Raw genomic sequence first — 12,649 nt, 5'->3', positions numbered from 1 at the left:
TCGTCTGAACCGGAGACAACAGGGGGGCCTGCGTGCATGGCGAGCCCCGGCGCCCGTTCAGAACGTGAACACGGTATAGCCGTCGGCCGCGATCTGCGCAATGCTCGGCAAGCCGGAGGTGCCCGGCACGCTGTTATCGGTGATCATGTCGAAACCGGCCTTCTCGGCTTCTTCGCGTGCGCCGAACACGTCGGCGCAGCCGCATGAAATGCCTACCACCTTGTCTTCGACCGCCTTGTACAGCGCGTGGATCGGGTGCTTGTCGTCGGCCAGCACGCCGGGCCAGCGGGTGCCGGTGCCCTGGAAGTAGATGCCGACCTCGGTGTTCTTCTGCTTGAAGTCGTAGGCGGCGGCCAGGCCGTTGAACATGCGTCCCAGCGCGTCTTCGCCGGCTTTGGGATCAGACAGGATGATGATGGCTGCTTTCATGGTTTTCTCCTAGTGGGCTTGTGTTCGCCGCGCCGTGCAGCGAATGAAGCCATTCTAGGAACCGGGGACGCCAAGAGAAATCCCGCCCAGGACAATACATCGTTGCGCCTGCCGAAATGCCGGACCGGACCCTAGTTGAGGTGCGGGTTGGCGCGCAGGTGGTCGGCCAGCAGGTCGATGAAGTTGCGCACCTTGGACGATCCGAATTTGCTCTCGCGGTGCACCAGGTGCACCGGCCATGGTGCCTCCTCGTACTCGGCCAGCACGACCTTCAGGCGGCCGGCGGTCAACTGGTCGGCGATCTGGTAGGACAGCAGCCGGCAGATCCCCAGCCCGGCGCAGGCGGCCTCGATGGCGGCGTCGTTGCTGGTCACCGTCAGGCGCGGCCGCAGGCGCACCATGCTCGGATCGTCGACCGCGCCGAACTTCCACTCGACCCGCGGAGAAATGCCGGTGGCGGCGATGATCGTATGGCGCAGCAGGTCGGCCGGATGCTGCGGCAAGGGCTGCCGCGCCAGGTACTCGGGCGAGGCGCACAGTACGCGCCGCACCTGGCCCACGCGCAGCGCCTTCAGGCTCGAATCGGGCAGGTGGCCGATGCGCACGGCGACATCGATGCCCTCGTCGACCAGGTTCACGATCCGGTCCAGGAACAGCGCGGACACCTCGACTTCGGGATACTCGTTCAGGAACTGCACGATGCAGGGCATGACGAAGGTCTTGCCGAACAGGACCGAAGCCGTCACCGACAGATTGCCCTTGGGCGCAGCATTGACCCCGGCCGCCGCCTCGTTGGCTTCATCGATGCTGGCCAGGATGGCGCGCGTGTCGTCCAGGTAGCGCCGGCCCGCTTCCGTCAGGCGCACATTGCGCGTGGTGCGCAGCAGCAGCTTGACGCCCAGATTTTCCTCGAGACCGGCGATGGCGCGCGTGACGGCGGCCGGCGACAGGTCCAGGCGCCGCGCCGCCGCGGCAAAGCCCTCCTCTTCGCCCACGGCCACGAAGACGTTCATCAGATGGATCTGATCCACTCATTACTCCCTGCGAAATAGTGCCTTGCGTAGCACGCCGATTCCAATGGCCTTCATTATTTCGCAGAATGGAAGTCTCAGCAATTATCTGCCGCCGCAATCCCCATTATGATGGACCATCGGATCGTATGAATTCGCATGACGGGCGCCCCGCCGGCACGGGACTCGACCTGCGCACCCGCATCCGCATCGACCTGTTCCTGGCGCGCCGCCGCGCCGGGACGGGAGCGGCCACGCCGCGGATCCTGCGCCTGCGCGAGCGCGGCCGGGCGGCCGGCATGAACACCGCCGAAATGGTGGCCAACGAGGAAGGCAGCAGCCATGAGGCCAGGGCGACCGCCTGCCTCGCCTTCGTCGCGACGCTCCTGGCGCAACCCGGCGCGCCGTCGCCGGAGGCGCTGCGGCGCATGCACGACGCCGGCTACGGGCCGGACGGCATTAACGCGGCGATCGCACGGGTCAGGCAGGAGGCAGACTGACGATCAACGGCGCACCACCGGCGCCGTCAGCAGGTAGCCGCGTCCCGGCACGTTGAGGATGTAGCGCTCCACCCCCTCGACGTCGAGGGCGCGGCGCAGGGCGGCGATCTGCACCCGCAGGTTGGCCTCGCCGACGACGCGCCCGGCCCAGGCCCGTTCGAGCAGGTAGCGGTGCTCGAGCACCTGCCCAGGCGCCTCGGCCAGCAGCCACAGGATGTCGAAGGCGCGCGCGCCGATGCGCACGACAGCGCCGCCGCGGCTGAGCCGGCGCAGGCGCGGCTCGATGTCGAATTCTGCAAACGACAGGATGTAGCTGGCGCGGTCGTCCCTGGTCATAGTTCCCATCATGGTTCACCGATCGTGCACGGCGCCGCCAGCCCCCTGGCCAGCGAGGCGCACACCATCATTGTCGTAAATACTGACCATTTAGGGAATGGATACCGCTAGAAATTCATCGTTTCGCTGAAAGCAACACTGACTTGCCAATTGACGATGAATGTTTGCCGCGCCGACGCCAGGTGAGCTGTTACAGCCCGAGGTCGGACAGGCCCGGATGATCGTCCGGGCGGCGACCAAGCGGCCAGCGGAACTTGCGCTCTTCCTCCGTGATCGGCATGTCGTTGATACTGGCATAGCGGTTGACCATCAGGCCGTCCGGGCCGAATTCCCAGTTCTCGTTGCCATACGAGCGGTACCAGTTGCCAGAGTCGTCGCGGCTCTCGTAGGCGTAGCGCACCGCGATGCGGTTGTCGGTGAAGGCCCACAGCTCCTTGATCAGGCGGTACTCGAGCTCCTTGTTCCACTTGCGCTCGAGGAAGCCGCGCGCTTCGTCGCGGCCGTTGGCGAATTCGGCGCGGTTGCGCCAGCGGGTGTCGAGGCTGTAGGCCAGCGACACCTTGGCGGCGTCGCGCGTATTCCAGCCGTCTTCGGCCAGGCGCACTTTTTCGATCGCGGATTCGCGGGTGAATGGCGGCAGCGGCGGACGCACTGCGGTGGGCGTTGTCATCGTGGGACCTTTCGGTTGGGGGTGGTAGAAGACAGCTTACAGATCGAGTTCCAGCAGCGGGCCCGTGGCCCAGGAGACGCAGGGCGTCATGCCCATGGCCCGCTGCTGCGCGTTGAGGCAGACGTCGCGGTGCAGCGGCTCGCCCGACACCACGCCAGCATAGCAGTTGCCGCATTCACCGCGCTTGCACTCGTAGGAGACGAAGACGTCGGCCTCGATCATCGCATCGAGGATCGACTTGCCCGGCGCGACATCGAGGGTCATCCCCGTCTGGCGCAGGACGACCTGCAGCGGACGATCCTCATCATGGGCCCGTGCGCCGAAGCTCTCGAAGCGGACGTGTTGCTGCGGCCAGCCCTGCGCCGTCGCAGCCGCGCGGATCGCTTCCAGCAGCATCGACGGCCCGCAGGCGTGCAGCTCACAGCCCTCTTCCCACGGCCCGATCAGGCCTGCCAGGTCGGGACGGCCCTGGGTGGCGGTGACGTGGGTCTGGACGCGCTCCGGGCCCAATCCGGTCCAGTCCTCGGCCAGCACCAGCCGTTCGGCGTCGCGCGCCAGGTAGTGCAGCCGGTAGCTGGCGCCGGCCGCATCGAGCGCACGCGCCATCGGCACCATCGGCGTGATGCCGATGCCGCCAGCGATCAGCACCGTGCGGGTGCGGCCCGCATGCAGCTTGAACGTGTCCAGCGGCGGGCTGACCTCGAGCGTCATGCCGGGCTCGTATTCGTCGTGCAGTACGCGCGAGCCGCCACGCCCGCCCTCCTCGCGTTGAACCGCGATGCGCAGCATGCCACCTTCTTCGCCGACGACGGAGTAGGCATTGCGGTGACTGGCGCCAGCGCTCGAGGTGAATTCCAGTTCGACGTGGGCCCCGGGCTGCCATGGCGGCAGCGGTGCGCCGCCCTCCGGCGCCAGGCGGAACTCCTTGACCACGGGGCCGTAGCGGATGATGGAATCGATCAGATATCTCACGATTCAGCCCTCCACCGCCGGGTTGAAGGGCGAAGCGTCCAGGTATTCCCAGTCGAGGCGCTGCGGTGCGCGGCGCAGCAACCAGCGGTCGATCGCGACTTCCCAGAAGCGCCCGGTGCCGCCGGTCAGGCCGTGCGGATCGTCCTGGCCATGCAGGATGCGTGCGCGACCGCTCAGCTGCAGCAGGCGCTGGCGGTCGAAGTCGGGAATGCACAGACCCACGCGCGGATCGAGCGTCAGGTTGCCGAAGGTGTTGAACAGGCTGTTGCCGCTGTAGTCGGGAATGCGCAGCAGGATGTCGCTTACCACCTGGATGAAGCCGGGGCTGCCGCCGCGATGCGAGGCGTCGGCGCCACGCTCCTGGTGGTTGCTGGCCACGAAGATGGTGTCGGCGCGGCGCACGATGGCGCGCGCATCGTCGTCGAGCGCGCGCCCCTCGCCCACCAGCGCCGGCGCCGCATCGCCATCGATGCGGCGCAGCTGGCGGCGCTGGATGTATTTGGGGCAGTTCGGATAGGCCTCGCGCACGGCCAGGTCGAAGCCTCCATCGTCCAGGCGCTCCAGGGCGCCATTGATGCGGTAGCGGCGGCGCGAGCCGAGCTCGATGAACAGGCTGCCGACCGTCGGATTGGCGGCGACGTTGCGCCAGAACGGCTCCTCGGGGTCGCGCAGCGCCGCCGGCAGGTCGACGGTCACGTGCGCCGCGCTGTCGGCATGGGCGAAACCGGGCTGCCCGAACAGGACGGTGGACCAGGGCGCACCGTCGGCGTCAACGCTGGCCAGCACCACCATCGACTGCTTGCCGATGAAGGGCCGGGCGCCGCCGAGGATGGTGTCGGCGATGACCACGCCATTGCGGTCGGCGATGCCGACCTCTCCGGCGCTATGCTGCACGGCGCGTTCGCCGTCGTGGTAAACAGAGGTCGTCATGCTGCGTTCTCCCAGGCTGGCGGCCGGTTTGGCCGCGTTCGTCAGGGGAGCATTTTCATGAATTATGCGAATGCAGGGAATCGGTGCAAGCCGCAATTCATTATTTCTCCAGAGGGAATACCGACCCGGATCGGCAGCTCCCGCGTATCAGATTCGCAACATCCCTCGTTTCCGGCACCGATTGTTGTCTTTACGGCTCGCCGCGCGTTTACACTCGTCGATTATTGCGTAGTTTCACAAGGACAATTGATGAATATGAAGTTGAAGGCGGCGGCACACGCCGTGCGCGGTGCGCTGCTGGCGGGCGCCTGGATGGCGGCAGGGGTGTCGACGGGGATATCGAGCAATGCGCTGGCACAGGAAACACCGGCGGTGACGATCGAGCCTGTGCCAGCGACGGCGCCGGCGCCGGCCGCCATGCCGAAGGTCGAAGTCACCGGCTCCGCCATCCGCCGGGTGCTGTCCGAGACCGCGCTGCCGGTGCAGATCGTCTCGCGCGCAGAGATCGAGAAGGCCGGCGTGACCACCGCCTCCGAGCTCCTCGCCCGGGTGTCGAGCAACGTCGGCGGCCTGACCGACGGCGCCAGCATCAATGTCGGCGGCGACCAGCGCGGCTTCAACAGCGCCAATCTGCGCGGCATCGGCACCTCGTCGACCCTGGTCCTGCTCAATGGCCGGCGCATGGCCAACTTCGCCTCGCCCGGCGACGATAGCGGCGTCGACCTGAACAACATCCCGGCCGCCGCACTGGAGCGGGTCGAGGTGCTGCTGGACGGCGCCTCCGCGCTGTACGGCACCGATGCAATCGGCGGCGTCATCAACTTCATCACCCGCAAGGACTTCCAGGGCCTGGAACTGAACGCCTACGGCAGCACCACCGACGAAGGCGGCGCCGGCAAGCGCACCGCCAGCATCAGCGCCGGCACGGGCGACCTCGAACGCGACGGCTACAATGTGTTCGCGGTGGCAGACTTCCAGCGCACCAACGCGCTCAATACCTCGCAGCGCAGCTTCATCCCGGGCCTTTTGGTCGAGGAACGCCTGGGCCATCTGCTGTCGGGCTATACCGGCCCGGCGAATATCCGCCTGACCTCGAACCAGCGCGACCACCTGCAGGAACTGGGCTTCACCATCAACGGCCGCCCGATCACCAACCGCCTGATCAACCTGTCGGCGCCCGACTGCGCGCCGCCGGCCAACGTCTACCTGCCCGACGGCACCGGCGGCGTCGATGCCTGCACCTATAACTATATGGGCGACACCGAGCTCTATCCGAAGACGGAAAAGGCGAGCCTGCTCAGCCGCGGCGTGCTCAAACTGGGCGGCGGCCACCAGGCCTATGCCGAGGTCGCGCTCAGCCGCTCCAAGTCGTGGTACACCGGTTCGTCGGCGCGCGTGACGGGCTATATCGACTATCGCCTGGTGCCGCAACTGGTGGGCACCGGCCTCGAAGAACTGGACGACGACTATCCGGGCGAACTGGAACTGCGCATGCGCCTGTCCGAAGCCGGCCAGCGCACCAGCGAGCTAACCAGCGAAGGCATGCGCTTCGTGGTCGGCGTGAGCGGCACCGTGGGCGGCTGGGACTACGATACCGCGTACAACCACAGCGTCAACACGGTCAAGGACCGCGACACCAACGGCTACGTGCTGTACAACGAACTGATGGAAGGGATCCTGGACGGCCGCATCAACCCCTTCGGCCCATCCAGCCCCGAGGGCCGCGCCCTGATCGACAGCATCCAGGTCGACGACGTCGTGCGCCGTGCGCGCGGCACCCTCGATGCAGTCGACTTCAAGTTCTCGCGCGCGCTCATGCCGCTGGCGGGCGGCGAGCTGGCGGTCGCCATCGGCGGCGAGGTGCGGCGCGAGAAGAACAACTTCACGCCATCCGCCCTGCTCCTCTCCGACAACATCAACAACGACGCCGCGCCGGAAGGCGGCCGCGCCACCAGCGACAAGCGCGACGTCGCCGGCCTGTACGGCGAAGTGCTGGTGCCGTTCGCCAAGCAGTGGGAAGCGCAGCTGTCGGCGCGCTACGACCACTACGAGAAGGTCGGCGGCGCGGCCAGCCCCAAGATCGGCCTCTCCTACCGCCCGACGGATGCCCTGCTGGTGCGGGCCTCGGCCGGCCGCGGCTTCCGTGCGCCAACGATGACGGAGCTGTTCCGCCCCACCGTCTACAGCAGCACCGCCACCCTGCCCGATCCGGTCTATTGCGCCACGGTCGAGAACAACTATGCCGACTGCGCCGACAACTGGGATACGCGCCGCTACAGCAATGCCGACTTGAAGCCCGAGCGCAGCCGCCAGTTCTCCTTCGGCGCCGTGTTCGCGGCTGGCCGCAATGTGAGCGCCTCGCTGGACTACTGGAATATCAAGCGTACCGACTTGATCAGCGAGATCGGCGACGACATCATCCTGGGCAACCTGGCCAAGTACGGGAGCCTGGTGTACCGCGATGAGGACGACGTGATCGACTACATCGAACTGCGCAAGGAAAACCGCGGCGCCCAGGTGGCCAAGGGCCTGGACCTGGCGGTCACGGTGCGCGGCGTCGACACGGCCATCGGCCGCTTCGGCGGACGCCTGAACGGCACCTATGTGCTGTCGTCGGAAATCCAGAACGCGCCGGGCGACGCTTTTGTCAGCAACCTGAACAAGTTCGTCACCGACGGCGTGGTGCAGCGCTGGCGCCATACGGTGAGCTTCGACTGGGATCGCGGTCCCGTCTCGGCCAGCCTGCAGAACACCTGGTCGAGCGGCTACGACGACCAGAACACGGCGATCAATATCGACGACGGCTCGGTGGTGGCGCAGAACAAGGTCAAGTCATACTCGCTGTGGGATCTGTCGGCGGCGTATCAGGCAACCCCGCGCCTGAAGCTGCGCGCCGGCGTGCAGAACCTGTTCGACGAGAGCCCGCCGTATTCGAACCAGGCCTACTTCTTCCTGTCCGGGTACGATCCGAGTTATACCGATCCGCGCGGGCGGCGGTTCTATGCCAGCGTGAACTACGCGTTCAACTGAGACGACAAGTAAAACGGCGCCGGAAAACCCGGCGCCGTCCTGTTTCGCCTGCCTGGCCGCTTATTTGGCCGAATACATCGACGCGTACTTGGCTCCGAAGTACAAAATGAAGCCGTAGCACGCCGCCGGCAGCAGGAACGATACCTGCACGTTGAACGAGTCCGCCAGCGCCCCTTGCGCGAACGGCACCAGCGCCCCGCCGACAATCGCCATGCACAGGATGCCCGAGGCCTGGCCGGTGTGCCTGCCCAGGCCATGCAGCGCCATGCTGAAGATGGTCGGGAACATGATCGAATTGCACAGGCCGACGGCCAGGATCGCCCACATCGCCAGGTCGCCCCGGGTGAAGGTCGCCAACAGCACCAGCACGATCGCCGCCAGCGCGTTGAAGGCCAGCGTCTTGCCCGGGCTGACCACGCGCATCACGGCGAAGCCGATGAAGCGCCCGATCATCGCCCCGCCCCAGTAGATGCTGACGTAGTGGGCGGCGTCAGCATGCGACAGGCCGGCGATGTGCGGCTCGCCGATGAAGTTGATCAGGAAGCTGCCGATGCTCACCTCAGCACCCACGTACAGGAAGATGCCGATGGCGCCCAGCACCAGGTGCCGGTGCGACAGCGCCGAGCGCTGCGCCTCACCTGCCAGCGGCACGTCCTCGGTGTCGGCGATCGCCGGCAGGCGGGCGAGCCAGAACAGCACGGCCAGGAGCACCAGCACACCGGCCAGCACCAGGTAGGGACCGCGCACCGACGCCGCTTCGGCCGCCGCCTCGGCGACCGCGTCGCTGCCCGTGACCGCAACCGCCCCCGCCGCCGAAAGGATCAAGAGGCCGCCGACGGCCGGCCCGATCGTGGTGCCCAGCGAATTGAAGGCCTGGGTCAGGGTCAGGCGGCTCGAGGCCGTGCGCGCCGGGCCGAGCACCGCGACGTACGGGTTCGCCGCCACCTGCAGCACCGTGATGCCCGATGCCAGCACGAACAGCGCCAGCAGGAACAGGCCGTAGCCGCCGAACGAGGCCGGATAGAACAGGGTGCAGCCGACGGCGGCCACCAGCAGGCCGGCCACCGCCCCCTTCTGGTAGCCGATGCGGCGGATCAGCGCGCCGGCCGGCAGCGACACGATGGCGTAGGCCCCGAAGAAGCAGAACTGCACCAGCATGGCCTGCACATAGGTCAGGGTGTAGACCGCCTTCAGGTGCGGGATCAGCACGTCGTTGAGCGACGTGATGAGGCCCCACATGAAGAACAGGATCGTCACGATGACGAGCGCGCTCGTATTGTTGTCGAGCTGCGTCGCCGCGCCCTGGTTGGGGGCGGCTGGCGCCGCCTTGTATGGCATATTGGCCATGCTGTCTCCTGTTATCGTTTTTTTGCTGCGCTTAGTTCGCCACACCGGCCGGCGCGCGCGGCAGGTCACGCCCGCGCGTGCCCCAGCCCTTGGTGTCCGGCTGGGTAGTCAGCTGGTACTTCAGCGTGCCCGCCGACTGCAGCTGCTCCCAGTCCAGCCACACGCGCTCCACCGCGCGGCCGCCGTAGTTCACCGACTTGACGAAGCGGCGCTCGCCCGGCTTGGCGCCCGGCGCCTCGATGCGCAGGATGCGGCCTTGCGGCAGGTCGATCTCGGCCTTGGCGAAGCGCGGCGCATGCAGCAGGAAGCGGCCGCTGCCCGGCATGTCCGGGTAGATGCCCAGCGCGCTGAACAGGTACCAGGACGACATGGTGCCCAGGTCGTCGTTGCCGGTCACGCCACCGGGACCGTTGGTAAACAGCGTCTCGGCCGCGCGCACCACGGTGGTGGTCTTCCACGGTTGGCCCATCAGGGTGTACATCCATGGCGCGTGCAGGTCGGGTTCGTTGTTCGGGTTGTAGCGGAACTGCGCGTAGTAGCTGTACGGTCCCACCACCCACGACTTGCGCACCGCGTTCGGGTCGGCCAGCACCGCCGGATAGTCGAAGAACTGGTCCAGGCGGCCCAGGGCCGGCGCCGCGCCGCCCATCGCGGCGGCAAGGCCCGGCACGTCCTGCGGCACCAGCCACTGGTATTGCCAGGCCGTGCCTTCATGGAAGCCGTGGTCGCCGCGCGGATCGTAGCCGCTGCCGACGTCGCCGAACCAGCTGCCGTCCAGCAGGCGCGGACGCGGGAAGCCTTTCTGGCCGGTCTCGGCATCGACCACGCTCGGGTCCCAGACCGCCTTCCAGTTCAGGGCGCGCTGCGCCAGCACCTTCGCATCATCTAGATGGCCGAGCGCCTGGGCCATGCCGGCCAGCGCGCCATCGGCCGCCGCGTATTCGAGCGTCGCCGAGGCGCCGTGGTGCGGGTCGGTGTCCATTCCCTTCGAGATGAAGCTGCGGTCGTACTGCACGAAGCCCTGCTTCAGGTAGCTCGGGTTGCCCGAACGGCCTTGCGGACGGATGCCGTGGGCCGGCACGCCAAAGGCGTTCTCGCGCAGCGCGGCATAGGCCTCGGCCTCACGGCCCTTAAGGGCGCCGAAGCGCCACAGATCGACCAGGAACGGCGTCACCGGATCGCCGGTCATGATGTTGGTCTCGAAGTTGGCATAGCCCCAGCGCGGCAGCCAGCCGCCCTGCTCGCGGATCTTGAGCACCGAGGTCGCGATATCGCTCGCGCGCTCCGGACGCAGCAGGGCCAGCATCTGGTTCTGGGCGCGGTAGGTGTCCCACAGCGAGAAGAACTCGTAATAGGTCCAGTCCCTGGCCGTATGGATGGCGTCGTCGTAGCCGCGGTAGCGGCCGTCGGCGTCGTTGCCGGTCAACGGCTGCAGCAGGGTGTGATACAGCGCGGTGTAGAACACGGTGCGGTCGTCCTTGCTGCCGCCTTCGATGCGCACGCTGGACAGCTCGCGCTGCCAGTTCGCCTGGGCCTTGGCCTTCATGGCGTCGAAGCGCATCGGGCGACCAGCCTCCATGCCCTCCGACTTCAGGTTGATACGCGCGCCTTCGGCATCGACGTGGGAGATCGCGCTGACGGCGGTCACCGCCTGGCCATCCTTCAGGTCAAAGCTCAGCCACACGCCGTGCGGCTTGGCCTCGCCCTGCTGGCTCGGGCCGTCGACGTCGGGCCAGCCGGCGCGGTCGTCCCAGATGCCGCGCCTGGCGAAGGGCTGGTCGAACTCCATGCGGAACCAGGTCGTGTACTTCGCGCCGCCACAGAAGCTCTTGGTGACGATCTGGCCCTCGACACTGCGGTCGCCCACGATTTTCACTTCACTGCCGATGACGGAGTGGCGCTCGTTGGCCTGGCCCAGGTTGAGCAGCACGTGGCCGGTCTTCGTCCCGGGCGCATAGGTATAGCGCTCGGCGGCGGCGCGGGTCAGCGCGGTCGCCTCGGCCGTGATGCCGCCGTAGCTGGTCAGCTTGACCTTGTAGTAGCCGGCCTGGCCGACTTCGCCGTCGTGGGTGTAATCGGCAGCGTACTGCTTGTGGTCGAACGCGCCTTTTTTAGCGGTGTCGAAGTCGCCGCCGGGGCCGATGGTGCCGGTGACCGGCAGCACCGACAGCTGGCCGCCCTGCTCCCAGCAGCCGGCGCCGGACAGGAAGGAGTGGCCGAAGCCGCGGATCTTCTTGTCGGTGTAGCGGTAGCCGGCGTAGTGGTCGGCAATCGGGCTGACCTGGATCATGCCGAACGGGGCCGAGGCGCCGGGGAAGGTATTGCCTTCGTCCTGGGTGCCGATGAAGGTGTTCACTGGCATCGTGCCGACGGCGACGGCGGCTTTGGCCGCATTGGCCGACCCGCCGGCTGCGGTCGCATCGATAGCGGACAGCGGCAACAGGCAGGCGGCAAGGGCGAAACACACGCCCCGTAAGATGGGCTGGAACGGGTTGGTGCAGGCTTCACTCATCACGTAGCGTCTCCTTCGAGCTGTTCGAACAGTTGGTGCATGGCCGCCGGTGGCGGCGGGGTGGCGCCGGATTGCAGGCAAGCGGCGGAACCGGCGGCCAGCGCCGCATGCAGGTGCGCTTGCAGGCGGCGTTCCGGGTAGCGCGTCAGGCTGATCAACAGGCCGGCGGCGCTGGCGTCGCCGGCGCCGACGGTGTCCACCACCGCCACTTTCGGGGCCTGCGCGTCGCAGCGCTCGGCGCCGTGGAACAGGCTCGCGCCTTGGGCCCCGCGCGTCAGCAGGCAATACGCCGCCGGATTGAATTCGCGCAGGCGCGCCAGCGCTTCGTCCAGTTCAAGGCCGGGGAACAGGCCGCGCAAGTCGTCGTCCGACACCTTCACCAGGTCGGCGATCGAGGCCATGGCTTCGAGCGTCGGCGCATAGCGCTCGTCCATCACGTTCCGGTAGTTGGGGTCGAAGCTGATCGCCACGCCCTGCGCCTTGAGCTGGCGCGCCAGTGCTACCAGCTTCGAGGCCAGCGGCTCGCGCGCCAGGCTGATGCCGCCAAAGTGGGCCCAGCAGAGGCCCTCGGCCCAGCCGGCCGGGAACAGCGCCGGCTCGACGTGCAGGTCGGCGGAATCGTCACCGATGAAGAAGTAGCGCGGCGGCTCGCCCTGTTCCACCACGGCCAGCAGCGGCGAACGGTCAACCCGCTGCAGCAACCGCGTGTCCAGGCCGACGGCCTCGCTGGCGGCCCACAGCGCGTCGCCGAAGCGGTCCAGGCTGATGGCGCCCGCGAAGGCGGTCGCCTCGCCCAGCGCCGCCAGCGCGCGCGCCACGTTCCAGGTCGATCCGCCCACGCGGCTCACCCATTGCTCGTCGCCCTGGTGGATCATGTCGGTCAGCGCCTCGCCGGCGCACAGCATGCGGGGAG

Annotated in this window: 11 protein-coding genes; 2 read left to right on the top strand and 9 right to left on the bottom strand. The window is 67.6% G+C overall.

What is annotated here, in order from left to right:
- Positions 1-57: 57 nt before the first annotated feature.
- Positions 58-429, bottom strand: a complete 372-nt coding sequence (locus AC3A6F_RS08045; protein WP_487679581.1) for a DsrE family protein — start codon at positions 427-429, stop codon at positions 58-60.
- Positions 430-560: 131 nt separating this feature from the next.
- Positions 561-1,460, bottom strand: a complete 900-nt coding sequence (locus AC3A6F_RS08040) for a LysR family transcriptional regulator (RefSeq protein ID WP_487679580.1) — start codon at positions 1,458-1,460, stop codon at positions 561-563.
- Between the two features lie 128 nt (positions 1,461-1,588).
- Between AC3A6F_RS08040 and AC3A6F_RS08035 the strand changes: the two genes are divergently transcribed.
- Entirely contained in the window at positions 1,589-1,939 is a 351-nt protein-coding gene (locus tag AC3A6F_RS08035) for a hypothetical protein (protein WP_487679578.1), read from the top strand.
- A 3-nt stretch (positions 1,940-1,942) separates the two neighbouring features.
- On the opposite strand, the gene AC3A6F_RS08030 is transcribed toward AC3A6F_RS08035, so the two are convergent.
- From AC3A6F_RS08030 to AC3A6F_RS08015, 4 genes are all read right to left on the bottom strand, one after another.
- Positions 1,943-2,287, bottom strand: a complete 345-nt coding sequence (locus tag AC3A6F_RS08030; protein ID WP_487679576.1) for a winged helix-turn-helix domain-containing protein — start codon at positions 2,285-2,287, stop codon at positions 1,943-1,945.
- A 178-nt stretch (positions 2,288-2,465) separates the two neighbouring features.
- Positions 2,466-2,945, bottom strand: a complete 480-nt coding sequence (locus AC3A6F_RS08025; RefSeq protein WP_487679574.1) for a nuclear transport factor 2 family protein — start codon at positions 2,943-2,945, stop codon at positions 2,466-2,468.
- 36 nt (positions 2,946-2,981) lie between these two features.
- Positions 2,982-3,917, bottom strand: a complete 936-nt coding sequence (locus AC3A6F_RS08020) for a PDR/VanB family oxidoreductase (RefSeq protein ID WP_487679572.1) — start codon at positions 3,915-3,917, stop codon at positions 2,982-2,984.
- 3 nt (positions 3,918-3,920) lie between these two features.
- The gene (locus tag AC3A6F_RS08015; protein ID WP_487679570.1) at positions 3,921-4,847 is read right to left on the bottom strand and encodes a pyridoxamine 5'-phosphate oxidase family protein; all 927 of its coding nucleotides are present in this window, start codon (positions 4,845-4,847) and stop codon (positions 3,921-3,923) included.
- A 249-nt stretch (positions 4,848-5,096) separates the two neighbouring features.
- Between AC3A6F_RS08015 and AC3A6F_RS08010 the strand changes: the two genes are divergently transcribed.
- Positions 5,097-7,877 (top strand): TonB-dependent receptor, encoded by a 2,781-nt coding sequence (locus tag AC3A6F_RS08010; RefSeq protein WP_487679568.1) that lies wholly within the window; start codon positions 5,097-5,099, stop codon positions 7,875-7,877.
- 60 nt (positions 7,878-7,937) lie between these two features.
- Here AC3A6F_RS08010 and AC3A6F_RS08005 read toward each other — a convergent pair whose 3' ends face one another.
- From AC3A6F_RS08005 to AC3A6F_RS07995, 3 genes are read right to left on the bottom strand one after another with little or no spacing between them, the layout of a single operon-like run.
- Complete coding sequence (locus AC3A6F_RS08005; RefSeq protein ID WP_487679669.1) at positions 7,938-9,215, bottom strand: sugar MFS transporter; 1,278 nt, start codon at positions 9,213-9,215, stop codon at positions 7,938-7,940.
- A 40-nt stretch (positions 9,216-9,255) separates the two neighbouring features.
- A complete protein-coding gene (locus AC3A6F_RS08000) occupies positions 9,256-11,736 on the bottom strand; it encodes a GH92 family glycosyl hydrolase (protein ID WP_487679667.1) in 2,481 nt (826 codons plus the stop codon).
- The gene (locus AC3A6F_RS07995) at positions 11,736-12,641 is read right to left on the bottom strand and encodes a carbohydrate kinase family protein (RefSeq protein ID WP_487679665.1); all 906 of its coding nucleotides are present in this window, start codon (positions 12,639-12,641) and stop codon (positions 11,736-11,738) included. The genes AC3A6F_RS08000 and AC3A6F_RS07995 overlap by 1 nt, the downstream gene beginning before the upstream one ends.
- Between the last annotated feature and the right edge of the window lie 8 nt (positions 12,642-12,649).

The sequence above is a fragment of the Massilia sp. Soil_C_3 genome (assembly GCF_057657035.1).
Note: the sequence above shows the minus strand (reverse complement) of the source record. Positions and strands in the feature narration are given on the sequence as shown.

Bases quoted from the DNA above. Each gene is read 5' to 3' on its own strand.
- AC3A6F_RS08045 (WP_487679581.1), bottom strand. From the start codon at position 429: ATGAAAGCAGCCATCATCATCCTGTCTGATCCCAAAGCCGGCGAAGAC.
- AC3A6F_RS08035 (WP_487679578.1), top strand. From the start codon at position 1,589: ATGAATTCGCATGACGGGCGCCCCGCCGGCACGGGACTCGACCTGCGC.
- AC3A6F_RS08030 (WP_487679576.1), bottom strand. From the start codon at position 2,287: ATGATGGGAACTATGACCAGGGACGACCGCGCCAGCTACATCCTGTCG.
- AC3A6F_RS08025 (WP_487679574.1), bottom strand. From the start codon at position 2,945: ATGACAACGCCCACCGCAGTGCGTCCGCCGCTGCCGCCATTCACCCGC.
- AC3A6F_RS08015 (WP_487679570.1), bottom strand. From the start codon at position 4,847: ATGACGACCTCTGTTTACCACGACGGCGAACGCGCCGTGCAGCATAGC.
- AC3A6F_RS08010 (WP_487679568.1), top strand. From the start codon at position 5,097: ATGAATATGAAGTTGAAGGCGGCGGCACACGCCGTGCGCGGTGCGCTG.
- AC3A6F_RS08005 (WP_487679669.1), bottom strand. From the start codon at position 9,215: ATGCCATACAAGGCGGCGCCAGCCGCCCCCAACCAGGGCGCGGCGACG.
- AC3A6F_RS08000 (WP_487679667.1), bottom strand. From the start codon at position 11,736: ATGAGTGAAGCCTGCACCAACCCGTTCCAGCCCATCTTACGGGGCGTG.
- AC3A6F_RS07995 (WP_487679665.1), bottom strand. From the start codon at position 12,641: ATGCTGTGCGCCGGCGAGGCGCTGACCGACATGATCCACCAGGGCGAC.